The 25,743-nt window shown below is 69.6% G+C and carries 21 protein-coding genes; 6 read left to right on the top strand and 15 right to left on the bottom strand.

The genetic code is table 11. From position 1 onward, the window contains the following. Positions 1 to 356 precede the first annotated feature (356 nt). Positions 357 to 830 (top strand): Imm32 family immunity protein, encoded by a 474-nt coding sequence (locus ACZ6O2_RS30955; protein ID WP_466025377.1) that lies wholly within the window; start codon positions 357 to 359, stop codon positions 828 to 830. 173 nt (positions 831 to 1,003) lie between these two features. On the opposite strand, the gene ACZ6O2_RS30950 is transcribed toward ACZ6O2_RS30955, so the two are convergent. The 11 genes from ACZ6O2_RS30950 to ACZ6O2_RS30900 form a co-directional block, all read right to left on the bottom strand. Further along, the gene (locus ACZ6O2_RS30950) at positions 1,004 to 3,763 is read right to left on the bottom strand and encodes a CBM96 family carbohydrate-binding protein (protein WP_466025376.1); all 2,760 of its coding nucleotides are present in this window, start codon (positions 3,761 to 3,763) and stop codon (positions 1,004 to 1,006) included. 22 nt (positions 3,764 to 3,785) lie between these two features. Beyond that, entirely contained in the window at positions 3,786 to 5,180 is a 1,395-nt protein-coding gene (locus ACZ6O2_RS30945) for a CBM96 family carbohydrate-binding protein (RefSeq protein WP_466025375.1), read from the bottom strand. Between the two features lie 11 nt (positions 5,181 to 5,191). Next, positions 5,192 to 6,250, bottom strand: coding sequence for a dihydrodipicolinate synthase family protein (locus ACZ6O2_RS30940; protein ID WP_466025374.1), 1,059 nt, complete (start codon positions 6,248 to 6,250; stop codon positions 5,192 to 5,194). Then, complete coding sequence (locus ACZ6O2_RS30935) at positions 6,250 to 6,651, bottom strand: hypothetical protein (protein WP_466025373.1); 402 nt, start codon at positions 6,649 to 6,651, stop codon at positions 6,250 to 6,252. Before ACZ6O2_RS30935 ends, ACZ6O2_RS30940 begins: the two co-directional genes overlap by 1 nt. After that, positions 6,632 to 8,176, bottom strand: coding sequence for a beta-N-acetylhexosaminidase (locus ACZ6O2_RS30930; RefSeq protein WP_466025372.1), 1,545 nt, complete (start codon positions 8,174 to 8,176; stop codon positions 6,632 to 6,634). The genes ACZ6O2_RS30935 and ACZ6O2_RS30930 overlap by 20 nt, the downstream gene beginning before the upstream one ends. Next, complete coding sequence (locus ACZ6O2_RS30925; RefSeq protein ID WP_466025371.1) at positions 8,176 to 8,991, bottom strand: sugar phosphate isomerase/epimerase family protein; 816 nt, start codon at positions 8,989 to 8,991, stop codon at positions 8,176 to 8,178. Before ACZ6O2_RS30925 ends, ACZ6O2_RS30930 begins: the two co-directional genes overlap by 1 nt. Positions 8,992 to 9,064: 73 nt before the next feature. Next, positions 9,065 to 10,093 (bottom strand): Gfo/Idh/MocA family protein, encoded by a 1,029-nt coding sequence (locus ACZ6O2_RS30920; RefSeq protein WP_466025370.1) that lies wholly within the window; start codon positions 10,091 to 10,093, stop codon positions 9,065 to 9,067. A 112-nt stretch (positions 10,094 to 10,205) separates the two neighbouring features. Then, positions 10,206 to 11,066, bottom strand: coding sequence for a carbohydrate ABC transporter permease (locus tag ACZ6O2_RS30915; RefSeq protein WP_466025369.1), 861 nt, complete (start codon positions 11,064 to 11,066; stop codon positions 10,206 to 10,208). Then, a complete protein-coding gene (locus tag ACZ6O2_RS30910) occupies positions 11,059 to 12,027 on the bottom strand; it encodes a carbohydrate ABC transporter permease (protein ID WP_350705220.1) in 969 nt (322 codons plus the stop codon). Before ACZ6O2_RS30910 ends, ACZ6O2_RS30915 begins: the two co-directional genes overlap by 8 nt. A 35-nt stretch (positions 12,028 to 12,062) precedes the next feature. After that, complete coding sequence (locus ACZ6O2_RS30905; RefSeq protein ID WP_466025368.1) at positions 12,063 to 13,382, bottom strand: ABC transporter substrate-binding protein; 1,320 nt, start codon at positions 13,380 to 13,382, stop codon at positions 12,063 to 12,065. 87 nt (positions 13,383 to 13,469) lie between these two features. Next, positions 13,470 to 14,582, bottom strand: coding sequence for a GntR family transcriptional regulator (locus ACZ6O2_RS30900; RefSeq protein WP_350705217.1), 1,113 nt, complete (start codon positions 14,580 to 14,582; stop codon positions 13,470 to 13,472). Positions 14,583 to 14,741: 159 nt separating this feature from the next. Here ACZ6O2_RS30900 and ACZ6O2_RS30895 point away from each other — a divergent pair, with 159 nt between their 5' ends. Continuing rightward, positions 14,742 to 15,956, top strand: coding sequence for a mandelate racemase/muconate lactonizing enzyme family protein (locus ACZ6O2_RS30895; RefSeq protein WP_466025367.1), 1,215 nt, complete (start codon positions 14,742 to 14,744; stop codon positions 15,954 to 15,956). Between the two features lie 114 nt (positions 15,957 to 16,070). Here ACZ6O2_RS30895 and ACZ6O2_RS30890 read toward each other — a convergent pair whose 3' ends face one another. From ACZ6O2_RS30890 to ACZ6O2_RS30880, 3 genes are read right to left on the bottom strand one after another with little or no spacing between them, the layout of a single operon-like run. Beyond that, the gene (locus ACZ6O2_RS30890; RefSeq protein WP_466025366.1) at positions 16,071 to 16,472 is read right to left on the bottom strand and encodes a hypothetical protein; all 402 of its coding nucleotides are present in this window, start codon (positions 16,470 to 16,472) and stop codon (positions 16,071 to 16,073) included. A 52-nt stretch (positions 16,473 to 16,524) separates the two neighbouring features. Further along, positions 16,525 to 17,229, bottom strand: coding sequence for a response regulator transcription factor (locus tag ACZ6O2_RS30885; protein ID WP_466025365.1), 705 nt, complete (start codon positions 17,227 to 17,229; stop codon positions 16,525 to 16,527). Beyond that, complete coding sequence (locus ACZ6O2_RS30880; protein ID WP_466025364.1) at positions 17,226 to 18,476, bottom strand: sensor histidine kinase; 1,251 nt, start codon at positions 18,474 to 18,476, stop codon at positions 17,226 to 17,228. The genes ACZ6O2_RS30885 and ACZ6O2_RS30880 overlap by 4 nt, the downstream gene beginning before the upstream one ends. A gap of 200 nt (positions 18,477 to 18,676) precedes the next feature. On the opposite strand from ACZ6O2_RS30880, the gene ACZ6O2_RS30875 reads away from it, so the two are divergent. The 3 genes from ACZ6O2_RS30875 (at position 18,677) to ACZ6O2_RS30865 (ending at position 23,641) form a co-directional block, all read left to right on the top strand. Beyond that, positions 18,677 to 19,099, top strand: coding sequence for a DUF6220 domain-containing protein (locus ACZ6O2_RS30875; RefSeq protein WP_466025363.1), 423 nt, complete (start codon positions 18,677 to 18,679; stop codon positions 19,097 to 19,099). A 161-nt stretch (positions 19,100 to 19,260) separates the two neighbouring features. Beyond that, the gene (locus ACZ6O2_RS30870) at positions 19,261 to 21,096 is read left to right on the top strand and encodes a multicopper oxidase family protein (RefSeq protein ID WP_466025379.1); all 1,836 of its coding nucleotides are present in this window, start codon (positions 19,261 to 19,263) and stop codon (positions 21,094 to 21,096) included. A gap of 448 nt (positions 21,097 to 21,544) precedes the next feature. Further along, the gene (locus tag ACZ6O2_RS30865) at positions 21,545 to 23,641 is read left to right on the top strand and encodes an MMPL family transporter (RefSeq protein WP_466025362.1); all 2,097 of its coding nucleotides are present in this window, start codon (positions 21,545 to 21,547) and stop codon (positions 23,639 to 23,641) included. A 373-nt stretch (positions 23,642 to 24,014) separates the two neighbouring features. On the opposite strand, the gene ACZ6O2_RS30860 is transcribed toward ACZ6O2_RS30865, so the two are convergent. Next, the gene (locus ACZ6O2_RS30860; RefSeq protein ID WP_466025361.1) at positions 24,015 to 24,563 is read right to left on the bottom strand and encodes a hypothetical protein; all 549 of its coding nucleotides are present in this window, start codon (positions 24,561 to 24,563) and stop codon (positions 24,015 to 24,017) included. Between ACZ6O2_RS30860 and ACZ6O2_RS30855 the strand changes: the two genes are divergently transcribed. Then, positions 24,445 to 25,596, top strand: a complete 1,152-nt coding sequence (locus ACZ6O2_RS30855) for an FAD-dependent monooxygenase (RefSeq protein ID WP_466025360.1) — start codon at positions 24,445 to 24,447, stop codon at positions 25,594 to 25,596. The genes ACZ6O2_RS30860 and ACZ6O2_RS30855 overlap by 119 nt on opposite strands. Positions 25,597 to 25,743 lie beyond the last annotated feature (147 nt).

Raw genomic sequence — 25,743 nt, 5'->3', positions numbered from 1 at the left:
CACCACCCGGACAGCCTGACGACACCACGCCGCCCGGACCAGCACCCCGCGCGGCGCGTCGTCACGGGGCAAACGTTGCCTGATGCGGCACTAGATCACCGACTTCTACAACCAGCGCCGCCGGCACTCCGTCTGCGACTGGCGGTCACCCATCGACTACGAGCGATCAGACACCCACGCACCGGAGGCCCGGGCCGCATAACGACGCCCTCCACGATTCCAGGGAATTGACACACCGACTTCGCCCGTAGCCTCAACACCCGCCCCGCAAGACCCTCGGCAACATGACACCATCCGAGAAGCTCGCCGAGCTCCTTGCGCACACCCCTTGAACCCGCCCACTCGCGTCTCACCTGATGCCCGACATGATCCTCAAGGCGCTCGCGGAGGCCTTCACGCTGGGCGACGCAAGAGGGCGCACAGTGAGGGACAATGCGCCGATGGATAATCACCGACGCTGCCGTCTCTCCGTCAGCGACGACGAGCTGGAGCTTGCCGGTCCGCCGGCTGCGCTCCGCGCCCTCAGCCGGCTGCTACGCCAACATTCTGAGCCCGTTGAGATGGCGGTCGCCGGCGGGGTCGTCGGTCAGGAGGCGACCGCAGGCCCGCTGCTTGTCGGTCTGCAAGGCGGGACCACGCTGCATTTCTCCGGCGGGCGTGAGTATCTCGGCATCATCTGGGACGCGCTCGATGGTGTGGCTGAGCAAGCCGAGACCGCCGATGACCGGGCAGTCCACCGGCATCTGCACATCGAGTACTTTCCTGGTGACGACTACCGGTCGCCGGACTCAGTCCCTTTGGTCATCGTGGCTGACTGGCCAGAAGCGTAGGTGCACGACTGCCGCGCGGTGGCACAAAATTAGAGGACGTCTGACTCACGTATTCGGCGAGTGGTAACCATCGTGCCCGGCATCAGCGATGGTGGTCCTGCTTCCTCGCCAGCAGGACGGCGATGGCCGGGCTCTGACGCCCATCGGAAGGATGGGCGTCAGAGCCACCGGTGTCAGTAGATGATCAGGTACGGCTGCCGGTCGCTCTCCCGACTGTCGATGGCGGCCAGTCGCCCAGCGGTCGTGTCGTCGGAGAGTCGAAGCGTCAGGGCTCCGTCGGCCAGGTTGGTGTTGACCGCGCCGGTGACGTCAACCGAGTACCAGCCGGGGCGATCCACCCGGACGGTCCCGAGCACGCTTCCGCCCGCGCTGGACGGGCGGCTGTTCCAGCTCACGCCGCTCTCCGACCATGAGTCGTCGGCCAGCGCCCGCACCGTCACCGGTACGGCGCCAACGCCCGGCGACACCGAACTGACATGGAAGTACAGCCGGGCGGAGACAGTCGCCGTGCCCGGATAGCCGCCGAGTCCGGCCTTCAGGTAGGCCATCCGGTCGCCGTCCGGACTCTGCGTGTCGGGGACGTCGGCGATCTCCAACTCGCTCGCTGAGCCGTAGGCGGTGTCCGCGTACGCACCGGCGCGTACGAAGGCGTCGGCGACCACCGGCGTCGTGGTCTGCCACCTGGTCTCCACGTTCCGGGCCCGGTCGTGAGCAGATGCCCAGTAGTAGCCGGGTGCGGTGATCCGCAGTGGTTGGAAGCCCACCTCACCGGCCCGGAAGCCGATCGTCTCCGAGACGCCCGACGCCTGGCCGTCCGAGTTCGCGTTCATCGTCAGGTACCGGCCCGCCATCTTGGTGAACCGGCCGTGTACGGCCGCCGCCACCGGCTCCCCGGTGACCAGATCGGTCACCCGGAGCCGCACGGTCGCCGGACCGCCCGCGGCGGTCACCGTCAGCTCGGAGACGATCAGTGGCCGCAGGTGGGTGCCGGCGGTGGTGGCGGAGACAGCCGGCGAGGCCGGCCCGACGTTGCCGTGTACGTCCACGGCGGCGACCCGGTAGTGGTGGGTGGTGTCCGGCAGCAGGCCGGAGTCGGTGAAGGTCAGGCCGCGCGACTGCCCGGCGAGGTTCTTCGGGTCGGGCGTGAAGCCCGGATCGGTGGACCGGTAGATGTTGTAGTGCTCCACCTCGGTGTCGTCGAAGGCCCGGCCGTAGACGAGTTCGATGCTCTGGTGGTCGAAGGCGTTCGCCGTCGGCGGCGAGCTCACCACGCCGGGCGGGCCGGTGTCGGCCGGCAGCGGCGCGTACACGGCGTTGGGTCCCCACACCGACGGGAGCCAGCGGATGGAGTCGTAGTGGTGCATCGCGATGCCGCCGAATGCCGGACTTCCGGCGAAAGCGTCGTACACCTTCCGCAGTTCGCGCTCGGCGACGGCGCGCCCCTCCTCGCGGAAGGTGATGGTCTCCGGGTCGCCGCTCCAGGCGATGTCCAGCGTTTCCACCCCGATCACCACCGAGTTCGGCTTGCCGATCGCCTCGGCGTACGCGATCTCGGACTGGGCCTGGGCGATGATGCCGACCGACCCCTCCGCGGTGTCCCGGTAGTCCATGATCGAGATGTAGTCGCTCATGTCCTGGATGTGTTCGCTGAGCGGTTTGGTGGCGCCCTTCCAGGTGATGCCGGTGCAGCACGCGTTGACGTCCAGCCAGCGCGGGATCGCCGGGCCGAACGCCAGTGGCGAACCCGCCGCGTTCCTGCGCTGGATCAGCTTCTCCAGAATCTCGAGCCACTGCAGTTGCAGCGCCGGCTTCTCAGCCGCGAACCCGGGATAGATGTAGGGTTCGATGTCCACGTTGACCCCGTCGAACCGCTCCGCCGGCCGTGAGGCGAGGTTGTAGTTGAGGATCTTCTCCATCTCCCGGACCGCGCGGGGGTGGTAGCGCTCCAGCCCGCCGAGGAACGGCGGTTGGGTGCCACCGGCGATCGTGGCGTACACCGTGAAGCCCTGCGCGTGTGCCCAGCTCACGAAGTCCCGCACCTCGGCGCGCTTGTCGTAGAGCATGTCCAGGTCGCCGTACCGGTCCACGCCGACATAGAGCGTGGTGATCGGCCGCGAGCCGAAGGTGTCGGCGTCGCGTGCCGTCGTCGCGAGCAGTCGGCGGGATCCGGGGTTGAGGATCAGACCGTACGACGCCCGCTCCCAGATCCACATCGCCCGGTCCTGCGAGCCGACCCGTACCGGCTCGGCAGCGCCCGCGCCGACCGCGACGTAGACGGTCGGGCTGTACCCGGTGTTGCCGTACGCGTCGACCGCTCTGGCCTCGATGCTCACCATGGCGTCACCGAGTTCGCGGGGATCCCACAGATGGGTGTAGGTGCCCTTCTCCCCGAGCGCCCGCAGCCAGGCTCCGCCGTTGACGCGTACCGACACCTCACGCACGGTGTTGTGCGCGGCGACCGAGACGCGGACCGGTGTCGGCTGCCGCACCGTACCGCCGTCATCGGGACTGGTCACCGTCACGACCGGGACGTTGGCAGCCGGGTTGTCCACCCGCAGGGTGACGAACGGGGACCAGACACCGTAACGGTTGTCGGTTCGCTTGGCGCGCACCGCGACCTCGATCTCACCGTCCACGCCGGTCGTGTCCAGGTCGTAGTACCAGGTGCCGGTGTCGTCGCCGTCCGGGTCCACGGTGTGTACGCGGGGAGTGCTGCGGCCGTCGAGCACGACGGTCAGTTCGTACGCGTCGGTGTAGCCGCCCGACAGGCGGACGGTCCCGGCCGGCACCGCGTCACCGCTGGTGTGCGAATCGATGGTGACCGAGGGCGCGGCGGCGGAGGCGGGCTGCCCGGGCGGCAGCAGCAGAGCGGCCAGCACGGCGGCAGACAGCGTCAGCCGCGAGCGCCAGGACATGCTTCGGATCAGGGACACGGGGGTGCTCCTCTCGGGGGGTTCAGGAGATGAGGAGGTACGGCTCGGTGCCCGCGCCGTACTCGCGGGAATCGATGACCACCAGCCGGTCGGCGACCGATTCGTCGGCGAGTCGGAAGGTGATCTGGCCGTCGTTGAGATTGCTGTTCACGGCACTGGTGACGTCGATCGCGTACCACCCGGGTGTCGTCACCTGCAGGGTGCCCAGCAGGGTCGCTCCCGCGGTAGGCCGGTTGTTCCACGTGATCGTCGACTCCGACCAGCTGTCGGCGGTGAGCACGCGGACGGCGATCGGGACCGGACCGGTCCCCGGGTGGACCGAACTGACGTGCAGCCAGAGCCGGGCGGAACTGGCCTGTGTGTCGGGAAGGTTGGCCTTCAGGTAGGTCAGCCGATCCACGTTCGGGTCTGCGGCGTTGGGAGCGTCCTTGACCTCCAGCCGGGTCGTCGACCCGAAATTCGTGTCGCTGTACGTGCCGCTGCGCACGTGTGCGTCGGCGGCGACCACGGTCCGCGGCACCAGGGTGTCCCGGCGCGGGATGCCGCCCGCGCGGAACCCGGCGATGGCGGACTCCACCTCGGTGGTGGTGAGGGAGGCGTCCCGGGCGTGGTAGACCCAGTCGACGTCGAGGACGTACCTGCGGGACGTCGACGAGGAGACCAGGCCACCGTTGGCGAACCACACGGCGTACTTCAGGAACATGAACGCCTCGGGGACGTGGTCACCGCCGTGACTGGCGACCAGCACGCCGTCGACGTAGTACCGCACCTCGCCGCCGGTCACGTCGAGTTTGAGCAGGTGCCATCCGTCGTGGCTGCGGGACAGGACGGTTTCCAGCGCGCGGGGATCCCAGGGGCTGTCCTGATACGTCTCCCAGGTCACCACCTGCAACGCGGTGCCGGCCGACCCGAGGCCCCCGTTGGGGACGTATTCGTAGTCCAGTTCGCTGTAGTTCGGGTCGAGGGGGTGGTTGAGCTGCGAGATGGTGTAGAAGGTCTGGACCACCTGATCGCCGTCCGGCCCGCTCTCCGGTGCGTCGGTGAACCGGATCCGGGTCGCGTAGGTGCCCTCGAAGAACCGTTGCCCCTGGGAGACCGACGCCTGAGTGGTCGTCTGGCCGGTGCCCTGGCTGGTGGCGGCGAGCCGCATCACCCGGTCGGCGCCGGATCCCGCCATGGAGACGTTGTCGGCGCTCCAGGTGGCACCCGACACCCCGGGCCCGCCACCGCCGGTGCGCACCGTCCAACCGAACCCGGCGAACGCCGGATCCGCGGGACCGGCGTAGCTGAAATCGTCGAAGAACTCCTGGGGCGCCGCGGCGGTGCGCGCCGGCGCGTGCACCGTGGACGGTGTCACCGCCAGCGGGACCGACGCCACCGCCAGCGCGGCGGCCAGGACGGCGTGGGGAACGTTCATGGCTCCTCCTGCTATGTGTCGAGCCAGCGGTCCAGGTGCGCGGCGACGAACGCGTCGTCCTGCAGGTCGGGGTACGCCCGGATCACCCGGTCGAGCTCCGCCGCCTGCCCGGGCGAGAGCCGCTCCTGCTCGTCGAGCAGCCGTACGTTGTCCAGCAAGCCCTGGCGCCGCAGCACCTCGTGGATTCCGGCGACGCAGCCGGCGAAGCCGTTGGCGACGTCGAAGACGGCCGCGTTGGCGTCGGTCAACCTCGCGGCCGTCGTGAGCAGCTCCTCGTCGAGCTGTCCGGTCCGTGCCGCCTCACGGGCCCGTTCGAACAGTTCCACGGCGCGGCGGGTCCACACGGCGTACTGGCCGAGCAGCCCACCCACGATCCGCTTGCTGACCTGGCCGCCGCTCACCGGGAAGCGGTACGTGGTGAGCAGGTCGACGATGATGTTGTCGTCGTTTCCGGTGTAGAGCGCGATCTCCGCCGCCCGTGAGGACTCGCAGACCGCCCGGACCACGTCGAGGGTGCGGTACCGGTCGAACGGCGCGATCTTGATCGCCGCCAGGCAGGGCAGTTCGGCGAGCCGGGCCCAGAAGTCGAACCCGAGCGTCCGACCGCCGACCGCGGGCTGGAGGTAGAAGCCGAACACCGGGAGCACCTCGCCGACCGCCGCGATGTGCGCGATGAGCTCGTCGTCCGTCAGCTCCGCCAACCCGCGCAGGATCACCATGGCGAGGTGGTAGCCGAGGTCCGCGGCGAGCTTGGCCTCGGCGACCGCCTGGTCGGTGGTGCCGGAGACTCCGGCGACCAGCACCACCGGCCGGTCGCGCGGCGCCTCCCGCACGGTGTCGACGGCGATCCGTAGCACCGGTTCGAGCAGCCCGGCATCCCGGATCGCGAACTGGGTGGTGTGCACCCCGACCGCCAGGCCGCCCGCCCCGGCGTCCAGGTAGTACCGGCTCAGTGCACGCTGTCGGCGCTCGTCGAGCCGCCCGGTGACGTCGAGCGCGAGCGGGTGAGCCGGGATCACGACGCCCTCGCGCAGCGCGGCGCCGACATCCAACGGTAGTGCTGCCGACATCAGAAACGCCCCTCCCGCTCCGTTTGGTGCTCGGCGCCGTCGGTGCCGAACTTCCGGCCGGCCAGGTACACGATGTTCGCCACGTCCGGCAGGCCGGCGAGCGCCGCGTCGTCGAGCAGGTCGGCACGGAGCAGCTCCACGCCCCCGCCACGCAACCGCTCCACCAGCTCAGGCCCGGGATTGCGGGCCACCCCGATGATCCGGGCCTGCCGGCCGGCCCGGTCCAGGGCGCGTCGCGCCATCAGGGCCAGCTCGGGTCCCAGCTTTCCGGCGACGCCGAGGAGCATCAGGTCGCCGTCCATCCGTGCCAGGCTCTCCACCACCTCCTGGCTGGGTGTCGATAGGACCTCCCGGAGGGCGGCCAGGCTGCGCGGCGGGGCGTCAGCCACGTGAATGGGCATCGGTCGGCGCCTCCTTGAGGGATGGCTGTGGCTCGGTGCGGGGCGACGGGATGGCATCGAGCGGCCGGTACGTCGCGCCCGCCGCGGCGAGGCGGGGCAGGTGCGCCGTGACCCGGTCGCGGAAGCTGGCGAAGGAGTGCCGGGGCGCGGTCGACCAGACGGTCTCGCTGAACGCGCAGAGGCGGGGAAACGCCATGCGCTCCACGTCCTCCGGCCGCGGCATGTACTCGGTCCACAGTTGGCACTGGGCGCCGAGCGCCCCGACGGGCTGGTCGGCGTCGAACTCGTACACCCGCTCCAGCGGCGTGTGCCCGCCGATCGCGAGCGGTTCGATCTCCCGGTCCTGGCTCTGGTAGTAGTCGAGGTAGAGGTGCTCGTGTGAGGCGAGCACCACGTCGTGGCCGTCCTGGTGGGCCGCCATGGCCGCGCCGTCGCCCCGCCACGGCATCGCGATCGCGTTCGGCACCCGCAGCGCGGTTTCGGTGTCGTACCAGAAGACGGGGCGGCGGCCGCGGTCCGCGACGAAGCTGGCGAGCTCTCCCACGTACCAGCCGAGCAGTGCTCGCTCGTCGGGCAGTCCCAGCTCGGCCAGGCGTGCCGTGACGGCCGGGTTGGCCCGCCACTGCCCGGTGGGGCACTCGTCGCCGCCGAGGTGCAGGTACTTCCCGGGGAAGAGCGCCATCACTTCATCGAGCACGTCGCGGTAGAACCCGAGCGTCGTCTCGGAGACGTCGAGCACGTGCTCGCTGATCCCCCAGTCGGTCCAGACGTCGAGCTGCCGGCCGGTGTTGCCGAGCTGCGGGTACGCCGCTATCGCCGCCTGTGAGTGGCCAGGGCTGTCGATCTCGGGCACGACGGTGACGAACCGTGTCGCGGCGTACGTCACGATCTCCCGGATGTCCTGCCGCGTGTAGTAGCCGCCGTGCCGCACCCCGTCGTACCGGCGGGGGGTGTGGCGGGCGTGTCCGACCAGGGTCTCGGCGCGCCACGCCCCGATCTCGGTCAACCGCGGGTAGCGCGGGATCTCCAGCCGCCAGCCCTGGTCGTCGGTGAGGTGCAGGTGCAGCACGTTGAGCTTGTGCAGCGCGAGCAGGTCGATGAAGCGCAGCACGAACTCCTTGGGCATGAAGTGCCGCGCCACGTCGAGCATCACGCCGCGCCAGCCGAACCGGGGGGCGTCGGCCACCTCGAGGTAAGGAAGGCTGACGGTGCGGCCGGACGCGCCGTCCGGCAGCAGCTGGCGCAGCGTCTGGGCGCCGTAGAACACCCCGGCAGGCGCGCCTCCGGTGATCTCCACACCGCGCTCGTCGACGGTGAGCCGGTAGCCCTCCGGTGCCAGGCGATCGTCGAGGGCCAGGCGCACCGGGGCGTCGGACAGCACGGCGCGGGTGAACCCGGGCACCTCCGCGAGCCAGTCGGCGACCCCCTCGGCCTCGGGCACGGCCACGACCGGCACCGGCCCGGTGACATACAGCGCACCGGAGTGCCGGCGAATCGCCGCGGGATACGGGATCAACGAGGTCATCACGCCGCCCGGTGCGCGGCGAGTACCGCCCGGAACGCGCCGAGCGCGTCGGCCAGCGGCGGCGCCTCGGGGAACCAGGCCCGTTCCCACTCCAGGGACAGCCAGGCCCGGTAGTCGAGGCGTTCCAGCTCGCTGAGGATCTGGCCCAGCGGGACCGCGCCGTGCCCCGGCAGCACCGGAGCCAGGTCGTCGGTCGCCCGGACGTCCTTGAGCTGTACGTGTCGCAGCCACGGCGCCAGCGCGTCGGCCGCCTCGCGGGCGCTCTCCCCCACCCGCCACGGGTTCACCGCGTCCCACAGGGCGGCCACCACGGGCGAATCGACCTCGGCGAGCACCGCCGCGACGGCGCGTGCCGAGCAGAACACGTCGTGGGTCTCCAGCAGGATCGTCACCGGCCCACTCTCGATCCTCCGGGCCACCTCGCCGAGCCGCTGCACCGCCACCGGATGCGGGTCGGCCTGGCCGTCCCGGCCGCCGAAGACCCGCACGTAGCGGGCGCCCAGGTGCTCGGCGATCTCGACGTGGTGCAGCAGGTCGGTGACCGGGTCACCGTCCGGTGCTGCGATACGCACGTACGAGGCGACGCAGATCGGCTCGACACCCGCGTCCGCGAACCGCTTCCCGGTCTCGCGCAGCGTGCCGGCCGGGGTGTCGGGCGCGACCGGCTCACCCTCGGCGCAGCGAAGCTCCACGCCGTGGCAGCCGGTACGCCGGGCCAGCTCCAGCACCGATTCGACCGGCTCGGTCGAGCAGCCGAGGGTGCTGAACGCGAGTCGGCCCGCTGCCCACGCCGGTACCGTGTCGACGCCGCTCACGCCGCCACCTCGCTCCGCTCCGCGGCGGCGCGAGGCGCCACGCTGAGCCGAATGGTTCGCTCGCTCCGCTCGCTCACGCCGCCACCTCCACGGTCAGACCGGGGATCCGCACCGTGTCGGCACGCTCGGCCGACTCGTACAGCGCGAGCGCGGTGGCCACGACCGACTGCCCGTACGCCGCGTCGACCGCCGGCACCCGCCCGTCGCGGCAGCTCGCGACGAAGTCCGCCAACTGCTCCCGGAACGCCGCCACGATGTCGTCCTGCTCGGGCGTGACCACCTGCACCGCGTCGTCCCCCTGGTACGTCCACAGCCCATCGCGTCGGGACAACCGCAGCGCGCCGTGCTCGCACACCACCTCGGTCTCGTCGTGGAACGGCAGGCCGGTCCCGGTGACCGAGAGCATGACCCGTACCCCGTTCGCCAGTTCCAGCAGGCCGACCGACTCGGTCTCGACCTCGACGCCCGGCTGGTGCCAGACGTACCCGTGCACGCTGACGGCTGGCGCGTCGCCGAGCCAGTGGGCTTTGTCGATACTGTGTGTGCCGACGTTCATCACGATGCCGCCGCCGGCGAGCGTCGGGTCGAAGAACCAGTCCGGCCGGGAACCCCGCTCGTACCGCGCGGTACGCCGCTCGGTGATCACCACGGGCCGGCCGAGGCTTCCCGACCGCAGGGTCCGCCACGCCTCGCGGACCGTCGGCAGGAAGTGCAGCACGTGGCCCACGGCAAGGCGTACCCCGTGGGTCGCGCAGGCGTCGATCATCCGCTGGGTGTCCTCGACGCTGGTGGCCATCGGCTTCTCCACCAGGACGTGCAGTCCGGCCGCGGCGGCGTCCACGGTGATCGGCGCGTGCAGCGTGTGCGGCGCGGTGATCAGCACTCCGTCCAGCTCGCCGGCGGCGAACATCACGGCGTGGTCGGCATACGCGCGGGCGCCGAACCGGGCCGCGAGCTGCTCGGCGGCCGGCAGCCGTACGTCGCAGACCGCGGCGACCTCGACCTCGGGCAGGCCGGCGGCCGCGTCGAGGTGCAGGGCGGCGACGCTGCCCGCCCCGATCACGCCGACGCGGAATGGTCGATTCCCCCATGTTTCGGTCACTGCACGTTCCTTTCGATCAGGACAGGTGTGTCGGTAGGGCGAGGGTGGTCAGGGGCGCTCGGGGGCGGCCCCGCCCCACGCTCGTGGTGGCGGGGCGGCAGGCGAGCGTTGATCAGCCCTTGAGACCGCTGGCCATCGCGCCGCGAACGAAGTAGCGCTGGGCGAGCAGGAACAACAGCAGCATGGGCAGGAGCGACATCAGCGCGGCGGCGGTGACGAGCTGGTCGTTGCCCATGAACTGGCCCTGCAGGCTCATCACCCCGATGGGCAGGGTGTAGTTCTCCGGCGAGGTGAGGTAGATCGTGGGCTCAAGCACGGCGCCCCAGGACGCCATGAAGGTGAAGACGCCGAGTGTCGCGAGTGCCGGCTTGGCGAGCGGCATGTGGACCCGCCAGAACACCTGCCACGGGTTGGCTCCGTCGAGCGCCGCCGCCTCCTCGAAGTCGCGGGGGATCGCGAGGAACGTCTGGCGCATCAGGAAGATCCCGAACGGCGTCGCCAGCCAGTACGGCACCACCAGCGGCAGCATGGTGTCGAGCCAACCGAGGTGCTTGTACAGGATGAAGTTGGGGATGATCGTCACGACGGTGGGCAGCATCAGGGTGCCGAGAGCCGCGGCGAGCAGCACATCCTTGCCCGGCAGCTTCATCCGGGCCAGCGCGTGGCCCACCATCGCGCTGGTGACCACGTTGCCGACCACGGAAAGGCTCGCGATGAGGAAGCTGTTCCAGGCGTACAGGCCGAAGGGGGCGCGTTCCCACACCTGCGTGTAGTTGGACCACTCCGGCGGGTCCGGGATCCAGATCGGCGGCACCGCGACGTACTGCGCGAAGCTCTTCAGCGAGTTGGCCACGGAGGCGACGAACGGAACGACCATGATCGCCGCACCGAGGCCGACGAACAGGTACGCGGCCGGGTGTCCACGTCGGTCTCGGCGGCGCCGGACCCGGCCGCGCCGACCGGTCTCAGGCATAGTGCACCCACTTCTTCTGCAGGCGGAGCTGGACCAGCGTCAGGAGGAAGATCAGCGCGAACAGCACCCACGCGACTGCCGACGCGTAGCCCATGTTGAAGAACTCGAAGCCCTGCTGGTACATGAAGAGCACGGTCATCTCGCTCGCCCCGTTCGGCTGGCCGGCCGGTTGGCCCCGCATCGGTCCGGTCATCACGTAGACCTGCTCGAAGGCCTGCAGGGTGGTGATCGTCGAGAGGACCAGGACGAGGAACGTCGTTCCCGATATCCCGGGGAGGGTGACGCGGCGGAACCGTTGCCAGGCCGATGCGCCGTCGATCTTGGCGGCCTCGTACAGCTCCTCCGGGATGTTCTGCAGCCCGGCGAGGAAGAGCACCATCATGTAGCCGACGCCCTTCCAGACCGCGACCAGGGCGAGCGTCGGGATGACGAGCACCGGACTCTGCAGCCAGGTCGCCTGGGGCAGGCCGAGCCACCCCAGTACGGTGTTGGCCATCCCGAACTGCGGGTTGAAGACCGCGTCGGCGACGTACGCCACGACGACCCACGACGAGATGACCGGCACGAAGTACGCACTGCGCAGTAGCGAGATCCATCGCAGGCGTTGGTTCAGCGCGACCGCGAGCAGCAGCGCGAGGATCGTCTGGGTGGGTACGAACAGCACCGCGAAGTAGGCGGTGTTGAGCAGGCTCCGCCAGAACGCCTCGTCACCGAGCAGACGGCGGAAGTTGTCCAGCCCGACCCACCTCGGTGGGGAGAGCGTGTCGTAGTCGGTGAGGCTGAAGTAGAGCAGGGCGAGTACGGGCCACGCGGTCAGTACCACCAGGTGTGCCAGGTACGGGAAGGCGAACACGGTCGCCCATGCCCGCTGACCGAAGCCCGGCCGTTCATCCCCGGTTCTCCTTCCGTCCCGGGGGGAGGGGCGACGCCCCTGTTCCACCCGGTCCTCGATGGTCGTCACAGCGCCACCTCCTCCCTCCGTCTGGCGGGGCTGACTCATTTCTTCGCGTAGAAGCGGTCGATGATCTGTTGCGCCTCCCGTTGCGCCTCGGTCAGCGCGTCACCGACGGGCCTCTCCTTGGCGAGCGCCCGGTCGACCTGGTTCGCCACGGCCGTGGTGTACTCGGTCCACACCGGGTTGAGGCCGAGGTCGTCGGCGTCGGCGAGGGCGTCGAGGAATGCCTGCCGGTCGGCCGGCGGGGTACCCGGCTTCAGGAACACGTCGGACGCGGCCACCTTCTTGTTGATCGGGATCGCCTCGCCGATCCCGGCCCAGGTGGTCTGTGGTTTCTCGGAGGCAAAGTACGTGATCCACTTCCAGGCGGCCTCGGCCTTCCGCTGGTTCGCGGCCTTGTTGATCACCCAGGAGTTCGCGATCGCCACGTGGCCGCGGCCCGCCGGGCCCTTCGGCATCGGTGCCACGCCGAGGTCGATCTTCGCCGCGTTCGCCGGGATGGTGCGGGCGTAGATGCCGAACTGCATCGCCACCCGGTTGCTGGCGAACATCGTGTGCGGGCTGCCCAGCGCCTTGGTCGTGACCACGTCGGGGCCGGCCTTCTCGGTGTACATCGCGTTCAGCATCCAGTCCAGCGCCGCGCGGCTCTGCGGGCTGTCGACGACGACCTTCCGCCCCCCGTCGGCGACGACGTCCCCACCGAACGCCTTGACCATCGGCCACCAGCTCTCGGTGAAGCCGGGCGAGTAGACGCGCATCCCCCACACGTCGGGCTTGCCGTCACCGTTGGTGTCCCGGGTCAGCTTCTTCGCGGCCGCGGTGAGGTCGTCGTACGTCCAGTCTCCGGTCGGCTCGGCGACGCCCCCGTCGGCGAACATTTTCTTGTTGTAGAAGAGCACCGGGGTCTGCGCGCCCTGCGGGAAGCCGTAGATGTGGCCGTCGGAGTCGCGGTTGAGGTCCACGCCGTAGTAGTCGTCGGTGTTGACGGTCTTCACGAAGTCGCTGAGGTCACGCAGGCTGTTGCGGCCGGCGTACTCCTGCACCAGCACCCCGTCGGAGAGCCACACGTCAGGCCCCTTGCCGCCGGCGAGTTGGGTGCGCAGCCGCTTGAAGAAGTCCGTGTACGGCGCCGATTCCAGCTCCAGCTTGACGCCGGAGTTCGCCTTCATGAACTCGTCGGCGAGCGAGCGCATCGTCTTGTCGGCCGGGCCGCCCGCTTCCGCGTAGTAGCCCAGCCTGATCGTCACCCGGCCGCCGCTCTCCTCGTCGCTCGCGCCGCAGCCGATCATTGTCGCGGCGAGCGCCGCGACGCCGGCCAGGGCGACGAGACGCCGGCCTGGCGAGAAGCGTTGCATCCTCATCGTGGATCTCCTTGTGTTGGTCGCCCGGCGGGCAGCGGTCTCGGGTCACCGCCTCGACGGTGCGCCTGGCCCTCGGCCGGTCACGGACTACCGGTCGCGGGCGGCGCCGCACGAGGCCCGGATCGCCAGGCGTGGTTGCAGTTGGGTCTGGTGCACGGGGGCCGAGGCGCCCTGCTCGATGCGTCGCAGCAGGACCTCGGCGGCGAGCTTGCCCACCTCGGTCTTCGGAGGGGAGATGGCGGTGAGCGGCACCTCGCCGAGGTCGGCGACCTCGTCGTCGTAGGCGATCACCGCCATCCGGTCCGGCACGGTCAGCCCGAGCCGGCGCGCGTGGGGCAGCAGTCCCGCGGCGTCCCGGTCGCCGAGGCAGAACACCGCGGTGATCTCGTTGTCCCTGCAGATCTGTGCGTACGCCGCGAGCTGGTCGGACGTCCATTCCTCACGTCGGACCGCGGCTGCCGGGAGACGAGGCAGGCCGAAGTCTGCGACCGCGCGGTCGAAGCCCTCCGCCACCATGTCGGCGGTTGCGGTCCGGATCCGGCCGAGGTGGCCGATCCGCTTGTGCCCCAGCTCGACGAAGTGCCGTACCGCGGCGTAGCCCCCGCCGAGATGGTTGGTGCAGACGTACGGCGTCGCGTCGTCCGGCGCGGGAGCCGGCGGCCGCCGTTCCACGAGCACGTACGGGACCGGTAGCCGGTGCAGTTGGTCGACGTACTGCTGGGGCTTCTCGATCAGGTGCAGGTTGGGCACGAGCAGCAGGCCGTCGACGTCTGCGGCGAGCAGTTGGTTGATCTGCTGCGCCTCCAGATCCGGGTCGTACTCGGAGCTGGAAAGGATGATCCGGACGCCGGCGGTGGTCATCACCCGCTCGATGCCCTCGATCACCCGTGGGTAGAAGTACGAGGTGGACGGTACGAGCACCCCGACGAAGCGGGCGCTACGCCCGACCTGCGCCGGTATCGCCACCACGTAGGTGCCGGAGCCCTGGCGACGACGTACCAGCCCCTCGTCCACCAGCAGGTTGATCGCGCGGCGGACCGTGTTGATCCCCACCTCGTGGGTGTGGGCGAACTCCTGCTCGGTGGGCAGGCGTGCGTCGACCGACCACCGACCTTCGGCGATCTGTTGCCGGAGGTAGGCCGCCAGGGCTCGGAATTTCGTCCCATGAGGGAATGAATCCAAACCATCAATGCCGGTCATGGCTGAGGATTCTTGAGCAGCAGACACACCTCCGTCAATCCCTCCCGGCAAGAATTTTCCCTGCTTTACGCAGCTCGCCGGACAGGTATGCTCCGGATTGCCATCGACTAGAGGGAATGAATTCATTCCCAAATAGATGCCACGGAAGGTGGGTACGGCATGCCGACTCTTGGGCCCGAGCGCACCGGGGCACTGAACGGTCTCGTCGTGGAGCGGGTGGAGACCTTCGTGGTCGAACTCCCGACGATCCGTTCGTTCGAGATCGCCGGAGGGACCGTCGCGACCGTCGGGCAGCCCAGCCGGCGGGTGCTGGTGAAGGTGACCGCGGGCGGAGTCGTCGGCTGGGGCGAAGCCACCCCGACGCCGTCCTGGACCTACGAAACCACCGAGAGCATCGTCACCACCATTGACCGCTACCTCACGCCCGCGGTCCTCGGCGCACCGGCGTGGAACCTCGACGCGGTCACGGCAACCTTCGACCGGGTCATCAACCGCGGCTTCACGATCGGTGCGCCGATCGCGAAGTCCGCGATCGACATCGCGCTGCACGACCTCGTCGGACGGGCGGTCGGCGTCCCGCTCGGAGTGCTCTGGGGGCAACGTCGCGTCGGACGGATCCCACTCGGCTGGATCATCTCCGCCAAGACCCCCGAGGCGGTCGCCGACAGCGTCACGGAGGGCCACGCCCTCGGGTACACGGCCTTCAAAGTCAAGATCGGGCTGGCCGATATCGACCAGGACCTCGCGTTCGTCGAGGCGGTACGGCGAGCGGCGCCGAAGGCGGCGATCTGGGTGGACGCCAACCAGGCGTACCAGGTCGACCAGGCACTACAGGTGGCCCGCCGGCTCGCCGAACTCGACGTCGCCGCGTTCGAGCAGCCGCTGCCGGCCAACCAGATCGCCGGGCTACAACGGCTGCGGGACCACTCCCCCGTGCCGGTCGCGCTCGACGAGAGTCTGCGCCACCCCAGCGACCTCGCCACCTTCGTACGCCTGAACGCGGTCGATGTCGCGATCGCCAAGGTGCAGCGCAGCGGCGGCCTCACCCTGTCCCGGCGGATGTGCGCCCTCGCCGAGGACAGCGGGGTACGCCTGATGGGCTCCGGCCTCACCGACTCCGACCTCGGCTTCGCCGCCTCGCTACACCTGTTCTCGGCGTTCGGCATCGACACGCCCGTCGACCTCAACGGCCGGCAGTTCATCGAGTCCGCCTACGTCGGCGGGCACACGGTCGAGGTACGCGACGGGGAGGCCGCAGTACCCACCGGCCCCGGCCTGGGCGTTGACGTGGACGAAGCCGCGGTACGAGCCCTCGCCGTCGACGTGCTCCGCGCCGATCCGCCGGTCAGGATCCCACCGAAGTCGGGCAGGTGATGCCGAGCAGGTCCAGGCCGGGTCCGACGACTTGGGGTGGCCGTGCCCGCCGGCCACAGCGCCGCCCAGGTCCGCGACGCGCTCATCACCACACCCTGCGAGTCGGCCGGGCCATTACGGCATCTCGATCGTCCAGTCCAGGCGGCCGCCGGCATTGACGACCGGGCGGTAATGCTGCATGTAGGGATCGCCAGTCTCCAACGACCGCGCCACACCCTCCAAGAGCTCCGCGATCGACGCGGGCCAACCGTCGAAGCCGGTGCCCACCTCGGGATAGAACTCACCCACCCTGCCATGCCCGCCGGGACGCACGTCGACCAGCAGACAGCCGCCGTCGCCCCCAGGGGGGATCGCGGTGTCGAGCACGAGCAGGATCCCGCACAGCACCCTGCGGTCATCGAGAGGCTTGCGGCCCAGGAACCGATGCCGCCGGGGCGGACGGGGTGGCAGCAGCGGTGCGATCTCGACCCAGGGTTCGTCCGAGACGCCCCACGGCGGCTGTTCACCCCTCCTCACGTTCGGACAGAACGGTCCTCCACGTCCCGAGGACACGCCCAACATGATTTAGTCAGGAGCGCATATTTGGGCTGACCAGCCCTGTTTGGTACGCGATGACAACCAGTTGCGCGCGGTCGCGCGCACCCAGTTTCGCCATCGCGTGGCTGACATGGGTGCGCGCCGTGGCTGGGCTGAGAAACAACTCGGTACCGATCTCGTTGTTGCTCAGGCCCCGCCCCACCAGGGATAGCACGTCGCGCTCGCGCTGGGTCAGCACCGCCAGCCGGTCCTCCGCAGCCTGGGTGGCGGCTCGTTGCGCGGTGAACTGGCCGATAAGGCGTCGGGTGATCCGCGGCGCGAGCAGCGCGTCTCCGGCGGCGACCACCCGGATGGCATGCAGGAGTTCGGCCGGTCCGGCGTCTTTGAGCAGGAAGCCGCTGGCACCGGCTTGTAATGCCTCGAAGACGTACTCGTCGGTGTCGTAGGTGGTGAGGATGAGGACGCGGACCTGCTCCAACCCCTGCATCCCGGCGATCTGGGCGGTGGCTTGGATCCCGTCCAGCTTTGGCATTCGGATGTCCATGAGGACGACGTCGGGGCGGGTGGCACGGGCCCGCTCGACGGCTTCGGTGCCGTTGGTGGCTTCTCCCACGACCGTGATGTCGTCCTCGATGTCGAGCAGGACCTTGAACCCGGATCGTACGAGACCCTCATCGTCGGCGAGCAGCACCTTGACGGGAGCGTTGGTCAACGGTGACTCAGCCGCGGCGTTCATGGGCGCGACCCTGTCGGTACGAGGGGCAGCCGTGCCGTCACTTCAAACCCTCCGGTCGGGGTCGGTCTGGCGTCGAGGTCTCCGCCCAGCAGCTGACAGCGCTCGCGCATTCCGAGGATCCCGTGGCCGGGCCTGGCCGAGCTGCCGGTGCTGGGCCGATGATGCTGGGCCGGAGGGTGAGGGTCCATGGGGGCGTCACCTGGGGCGGCACAGCGGCCCTCGTCCGTCACGCGGATCTCCAAGACGTCGATCCCTTGGTTTAGCGCTACCGTCACCCGAGTCGGGCCGACGTGGCGAATCACGTTGGTGAGCGACTCCTGCAGGATTCGGTAGGCGGCAATCCCCACTGCGCTCGGCAGCGGTGCCGCAGGCATGGACTGCTCGAGTTTGATGTCGAGTCCGGCGTCGCGTGCCTTGGCGGTGAGTTCGTCGATCTGCTCAAGCCCGGGATACGGCACGCGTCCGTTGTTGTCGTCACGGAGCACCCCGAGGATGGTTCGCATCTCTCGCAGCGCCCGGGAGCTGGTCTGCTCGATGGTTTGCAGCGCCTCCCGTGCCACTTCCGGCCTCTTGTCCAGCACGTGCGCGGTGACCCCGGATTGAACGTTGATGATTGCTATGGCGTGCGCAACGGTGTCGTGAACCTCGCGCGCGATCCGGAGTCGTTCTGCGTCGACCCGCGCTCGCGCTTCCTCCTCGCGAGTCCGTTCGGCCAGTTCAGCACGCACCTGAGCCTCGGCTGCGATGACCCGTCGAGATCGGACGGACTCGCCGAGGGCTGCGCTCATGACCGACGCACCGATCCGGAAGAACACCCAGCCGATGGCGGCGCGGGGCTCGATGTCGGCCGCGGCGACCAGCCACCCGACGGCGAGCACCGCGATACCCGCACCGGCGATCACCAATGACCGGCGCCCGTCACCGTAGGCGGTGAGGGTGTACAGGGCGACGAAGAGCCCGAGCCAGCCGTACCCGTCCGGGAACTCGAGAACGTAATACACCAAGCTGGCAAGCGCGGCGGTGACGAACACCGGAACCGGCCACAAGCGGCGGACCGACACGACCAGGCCACCCACCACCAGCAGTGCGAATCCGAGGTATCCGGAGTCGGCGAGCGACCGCTGTTCTGTCCCCCTGGCGGCGGCGAGAACGACCGTGCCCTGCACCTGCATCACGGTGATGAAGAGCGCGAGCACCACGTCCTGCGCCAGCACAGGCAGGCGAAACGGCATCGCGCGATGTTCCATGCCGCGATCCTACGGTTCTCATGGCGAGAAGCGTTCCGCGCAGACGCGCGACCTACTACGCCGACCGGAGTAGCGAGACAGTAGCCGGCTACGCCCAATTGCGTAGACGGAGCCGTCCGCTGTCGGATGCCGGGACCGCCGCACCGGCGCGACGATCTCGGCCATGAACGATCACCGTCACCGACCTCGAGGAGCGCGCCGTGCGTAGAGCTTTCGCCGGCCTGGCGGCCCTGCTGATGCTGGCCGTTGTCGCACAGTTCTTCCTGGCTGCCAGCGGCGCCTTCGACACGGCACCCAACGATGAGTCCTTCCAGCCGCACCGCGCGCTGGGCGGCGGAATCGTCCTGATCGCGGTCCTGTTGACCGTCGTCGCCGCGATCGCCCGGATGCCCGGGCGGCTTATCGGGTTGAGCGGCCTGGTCGCCGGGCTCGCGGTCGTCCAGTTCGTGATCAAGGGGATCGCCGCGGCGTTCGACGGCACCGGCGGCAACACGACCGCCGGCGAGCTGGTCTTCGGTCTGCACGCGATCAACGGTCTCGCCATCCTGGCGGTGACCGGGATGATCGGCCGCCAGGCGAGGCAGCTGTCGCGGCCGGCCGCACCGACGCCACAGGCGCCATGACCACCGGGCTGTGGATCATCCTGGACCACCTCGTCGCGCTGCTGAGCATCGCCACGTGGTTCGCGGCCGGCGCCACCCTGGCGCTCCGGCGCACCCGGCTGGCACTCGCCGCCCTCGTCGCGGCGGTGCTCGTGACGTTGGTCCGGGTGGTCTCGGTGGCGATGCTGGCCGGCCGGGGCTGGTGGTTCGTACAGGAAAAGGTGCTGCTCGGGCTGCCGATGCTGGGGGCCGCCGCGGCCGCCGCCGTGCTGCTTGCCGGCCCACGACTGCTCGCGGCGAGGCGGGGGCGAGGCGACGGTAGGTCGGCAGGCGCCGTGGTCTCGGTGCTCACCGCGGGCTATGCGGCACTGGCCGGTCTTGTGGTGACCTTCCTGGTCGGGTACCCGCTCACCCCGAGCACGGCCTTGATCACGATCTCGCTCGTGTGCGCCGGCGCGTTGCTGACCGCGCGAGCGGTCACGGCTCCCGCTCGAAAAACCGCTGATGCGGACCTCGTACAGGCGCCGAAGGCCCGACGCGCCATCTCGCGCCGCCGGCTCATCGCCTGGACCGGTGGCGCGTTCGTGGTGACCGCGACCGGTGCCGGCACCGGGCTGTCGTTCCTCCCCGCCGCCGAATCGGTGACCTTGGGAGGGGGCCGCGGCCGCTCCTCCCGCGCGGCCCTGTCGGTGGCGGACCTACGGGGCGCCAGCTCACCAGCACCGGGTGGCACCGTGCGGCGGCACGTGCTGACCGCGAAGAAGGCCACCGTACGGCTACCGTCCGGACGAGAGATCGACGCGTGGACCTACAACGGCGAGGTCCCGGGCCCGGCAATCACGGCGAACCAGGGTGACCTGATCGAAGTGCGGCTGCGCAACGCCGACATCTCCGACGGCGTGACCCTGCACTGGCACGGCTACGACGTGCCGTGCGGGGAGGACGGTGCGCCGGGTGTCACCCAGATGACCGTGCGGCCCGGTGCGGACTTCGTCTACCGATTCCGCGCCGACCAGGTGGGCACCTACTGGTACCACACCCATCACGCGTCCCACCTCGGCGTACACAAGGGACTCTACGGAACCCTCGTCGTAAGACCGCGCGACGCACGGCGACCCGACGAGCACGCCGCGGCGGAGCATCTGGATCTGACCCTGCCCGTGCACACCTTCAACGGCACCGTCACGATCGCCGGCAGGGACGGCCAAACCGCACACCCCACACCACCCGGCACGCCCACGCGGCTACGACTGATCAACACCGACTCGGATCCACACCGGATCGTCCTCGCCGGAACCCCGTTCCGGGTGGCGGCCGTCGACGGCCGGGACCTCAACCAGCCCGGCGAGGTCAGCAATGTCGGGCTGCACCTGCCCGCAGGCGGGCGATACGACCTGGTGTTCCTCATGCCGGACACGCCCGTGGCACTCGTTGTCGACGACGACCGCAATGGTGGACTGCGCCTACGCCCGCATGGTGATGTTCCCGGTGACGCGCACATTGAGGACACGTCCGACTTGCCGGAGCTCGACCTGCTGCGGTACGGAGTTCCAGCCGCCGTACCCTTCGACATCCGCGACGCCGATCGGCACTTCACCATGGTCCTCGACCAAGGAGTGGCCCTGGTCGACGGCCAACCGACGTATGCGCACACCGTGAACGGCCGAGGCCACCCCTCCATCCCCGACCAGTTGGTCGTCGACGGCGACCTCGTCCGGTTCACCGTCGTCAACCGAAGCCTGGAAACGCACCCCTGGCACCTGCACGGCCATCCCGTGCTGGTCCTGTCCAGGGACGGGACGCGGTCGACGGGCAGTCCGCTGTGGGTGGATACCTTCGACGTCCGGCCAGGCGAGACGTGGGAGGTCGCCTTCCGCGCCACGAATCCCGGAATCTGGATGAACCATTGCCACAACCTGCCCCACGCGCATCAGGGCATGATGCTGCGACTCCACTACGACGGCGTCACCACGCCCTTCGCCGGTGCGCATGGCGGAAGCGCGGGCCATGGCCACTGATCTGGCCCGGCCCGCCCGCCAGTCCGCGCGGACGATCTCACGTCGAACCTCCTTGCCCTGGTCCATCGGCACACCCGGGCCATCATCGACGCCGAGCTGCATCGGCTGGCCCCGTCGAGCCCCGTCCCTCTCCCCCGCCGACCTGGCCCTCATCAACGGCGTGCTGGAAGACCTCGCCGAGTCGGCGGTTCTCGTCCCCGAAGAAACGCACCAGGAGGCAAGGCGCCACTGCTGACGCGCATTGTCGTCGTGGCGCCGAAATGAACACCGATGAGCTCGGAACGGAAATTGACGGTTCGCGGCGAACGGTGGGGAAGACACCGGCCGCACGATCGAGCGCAACGCTCGACCATTTGAGGAGAAGATGATGACATCCGAGGCTCCCCGTACGGATGGAGCTCTGGCGGGACTGGCCCGGTTCTGTTACCGGCGCCGTCGCCTGGTCCTCTTGACCTGGATCGTCGGCGTGATCGCCGTGGCGATCGTCGGCTTCGGGTACGGCGCCGCGCCCGACAACAACTTCACCGGCGGAGACTCCGAATCCGCCAAGGCGCAGGCTCTGATCGAGAAGCACTTCCCCGAGCAGCAAGGGGACAGGCTGACCCTCGCGATCAAGGCAGGGAAGGGAATCGACGACCCCGCCGCCCGACAGAAGATCGAGAAGGTCATCGCCGATCTGGACGCCTCACCCATCACCGGACCGGTGACCTCCCCCTACCAGGGCGAGAACCTGGTGACGGAGGACCGCCGTATCGCCCGTACGACCATCCCGCTGAGCGACAAGGACGTGACCAAGACCGAGGTCAAGCCCTTGGTGGACATGGTCAAGGACGCCTCCGACAACAGCGTCATGCTCGGGCTGGGCGGATACATGGCGGAAAAGGCCGAGACACCTCCGCAGGGCCCGGCCGAGAGCGTGGGCATCCTGGCGGCAGCAGTGATCTTGTTCATCGCCTTCGGTTCACTGGTGGCAATGGGCTTGCCGATCGTGACCGCCCTCCTGGCAATTGTGAGCGGCCTCGCGCTGACAAAGGTGGTAGGGCACTTGGTCCCCGCACCGGATTTCACTCTGGCCTTCGGCGCGATGATCGGCCTTGGCGTCGGCATCGACTACGCGCTGTTCATCGTGACCCGCTACAAGGACAGCCTCCGGGACGGCGATGAACCCGAGCGCGCCACGGTCAAGGCCGTCACCACCGCCGGTCGCGCGGTACTGTTCGCCGGCACGACCGTCGTGATCGCGTTGCTCGGCCTGGTCGTCATGGGACAGCGGCTGATGACCGGAGTGGCCGTCGCCACATCGGTGATCGTGCTGGTGACGATGATCGCCGCGGTGACGCTGCTACCCGCGTTCCTGGGCTTCACCGGATACAGGATCAACTCGCTGCGCCTGCCTCGTCGCGCGTCCCGCCGGACCCGGCCCGTCAGTGCCAATTCCCAGGAGCGCCGTACGCTCGCCGAGCGTTGGGCCGGCGTGGTGCAGCGCAGGCCACTGGTCGCCGCACTCCTCGCCGGCGTGAGCCTGCTGGTGCTGGCTGCCCCGACGCTGTCGATGCGGCTGAGCCAGCCCGATGCCAGCGTCCAGCCCCGCGACCGGAGCAGCTACATCTCGTACGAGATCCTCTCCGAGGGCTTCGGTCCCGGCTACGGAGCACCCCTGATCTTCGCCACCCAGGTCGACTCCAAGGACGCCGACCTGCGTCCCGTGGTCGCGGCGGTCAGCAAGGCCGAGGGCATCGCCTACGCCACGCCACCTCGAGTCAGCAACGACGGGCAGGCCGTCACCTTCACTGCCTTCCCCACGACCGGGTACCAGGAGGAGGCAACCGCAGACCTGGTGCACGAGCTCCGCGACAACGTGCTGCCCACCGCACCCGGCGGCCAACGGGTCCACGTCGGCGGACCGAACGCCAGCACCATCGACCTCGCCGAGGAGTCCGGCTCGCGCCTGCCCCTGATGATCGCGGTCGTCATCGCGATCTCCATGGTGCTGCTGATCGCGCTGGTCCGGTCGGTCACGATCGCCCTGCAGGCCGCCGTGATGAACCTGCTGTCGATCGGCGCCGCCTACGGCGTGATCGTCGCGGTCGTACAGTGGGGATGGCTCGGCCCGGCCTTCGGGTTCCCCGCCGCCATGCCGGTCACGACCTGGGTCCCGATGATGATGTTCCCGGTCCTGTTCGGCCTGTCCATGGACTACCAGGTCTTCCTCTCCTCACGGGTCCGTGAGGAGTACGAGCGAACCGGCGACACCCGTACCGCCGTCGCCCAAGGGCTGGCGCGGACCGCCAAGGTCATCACGGCCGCGGCCGCCATCATGATCGCCGTCTTCACCACCTCCCTGCTCGGACCCGACATCGCGGTCAAGCAGGGAGGCCTCGGCATGGCCGTCGCCGTGCTCATCGACGCCACCATCGTCCGGCTGATCCTCGTCCCCGCGGTGATGGAACTATGCGGCAAGGCCAACTGGTGGATGCCCGGACGCCGGACACCGAAGACGGCCTCGGCTTCACCGGCCAGGGTCGGGGAAGAGGCCAGAGTCTGACCGCTTGCTCGGGTCGAGTGCGGGGAACCCTCGGGCGGGATTACCCGCACTCGACCTGCTGCCCGCCACGAGGCGCCCGGGACGTCCTTCGGGGGTCGGCTCACCAAGCGACAGGTCTGGAACAGGCAACGCACCGACGAGGTGCTGCTCGACGTCGACGACGTAGCAATGGGGCCGCACCAACGCCATGCGAAGGAACGCCCACGAGGAGGGGTCGTTACTGCCCCGACATGTTCACACCCTCCCACCAGGTCACTTGGACGGCGCTCGACGTCCGTTGGCGCCACTGAGCACTCCGCGTGGAAGGGGATCGCCCCACCGGCTTGCTGCCCTGAGCAGCGACTCTGGGCCGGCTCAGCAGGCTGTCCTCAGCTCACCGGGTCGTCGAGCCGCCCACATCGGGCAGCGCACCGCGCACGATGGCGCGGGCGAGCGGCTCGACGAGCTGCCTGTTGATGCAGTCGACCGGCGTGGTGACCAGGACGAACAGCGTGCCGCCGTAGAGCGTGACCAGCGTCGGAATCGCCTCGGCGGGGATGGGCAGGCCGAGGGCGCCGTGGTGGTCGGCCGTCAGACCGATCGAGCTGTCCTGCAGACCGGCGAGAGCCGAGGCGAGGGCCGGCCGGCGTACCGCCTCCAGCTGGAGTTCGTAGATCGCTCGGTACCGGGTCCGATGCGTGGTGGCTGCGGTGAGCAGCGCGTCGGTCAGCAGGGCCGCCAGTCGGTCCGCGAGGCTTGCGCGCGTCGCCGGGGCTGCCGTGTCGGTGTGGTGGCGTCGGCCCGATCGTAGTGAAGGTGAGTTCGTGCGAGTCGTGGTGGTAGGCGGTGGCCTGGGCGGGGTGTCCGTGGCGGTCGGGCTGCATCGACAGGGACACGAGGTGACGCTGTACGAGCGCGGCGCCGAGCTTCGCGAGGCGGGCACCGGGGTGGTGCTCATGCCCAACGGAGTCCGGGCGCTGGATTCGCTCGGTCTGGGTGACTACGTGCGCGGCCAGGCGATGCGTGCCACCACCGGCGGATTACGCGACTGGCGCGGACGGCCGCTGTTGGTGACGGACGCGGTCCACGCCAAACGGACGGTCGGGACCGCGCACGTGGTGAGCCGAGCGGAACTGCACCGCGCACTGCGTGCACCACTGCCCGCCCACCTGGTGCGCACCGCCGCGCCAGTGCAACGGCTGGAGCCTGATCCGGCCGGAGTGGTCGTCGTCGCCGACGGCCAGCCGCTGACCACGGCGGATGCGGTGGTCGTGGCCGACGGCATCGGCAGCAGTCTGCGCCGTCAGCTGTTTCCCGCCCATCCCGGAGCACGGCAGATCGGCCGGTTGGATCTGCGCGGCATGCTGCACACGCCCCCGGGGCTCGACGTCACCGAACTGCTGGCCAGCATCATGATCGACCGCCGGACCGGTGCCATGTTCGGACTGTTCCCGGTCGGTGAGCGCGATCTGTACTGGTTCACCGACACCGTGCTGCCCGAAGCGCGGCCCTCCGCGCACGACGCGCGGCAACAGGTCCTGGCTCTGATGGCCGACTGGCATCCGGCGGTTCCGGCGCTGATCAAGGCTACGCCGCTCACCGCGATCTACGTCGACGCGATCGCACGCCTAGCCACGCCCCTGCCGTCGTTCGCGGTCGGCCGAATCGCGTTGCTCGGCGACGCCGCCCACGCGATGACCCCCGATCTCGGACAGGGCGCCAGCCAAGCATTCGAAGACGCGGCCGCACTGACCCGGCACCTCACCGAGGCCGACCCGGCCGATGTTCCCGAACGACTGCTCCGCTACGACGCCGAACGTCGGCCCCGTACCAGTCGACTGATGGCCGCAGCATCCCGACAATCACGGATGACCTCGCAGACCGGCGCCGTCGCGTGGCTGCGCGACACCCTGCTGCGCGCGACACCGCCCCGGCTCGCCACCAAACTGCTCGCCGCCACCTGGCACGCACAATAGGCGGCGCTCAACCACAGGCCGATCCGGTTGCGGATCCTCACCGGCTGCGGAGCCTTGAGACCGGCGGTCTACCAGGCAGAGACGGGCGTGCCCAGGCGCTTCGGGCCTTGACCAAGTTCGCGGACCGCCGGCGAGAGACCCGGGGAC

It is taken from the genome of Micromonospora sp. NPDC048040 (genome assembly GCF_055587185.1).
The sequence above is the reverse complement of the archived record's forward strand: the minus strand, read 5'-3'. Positions and strand labels throughout refer to the sequence as shown.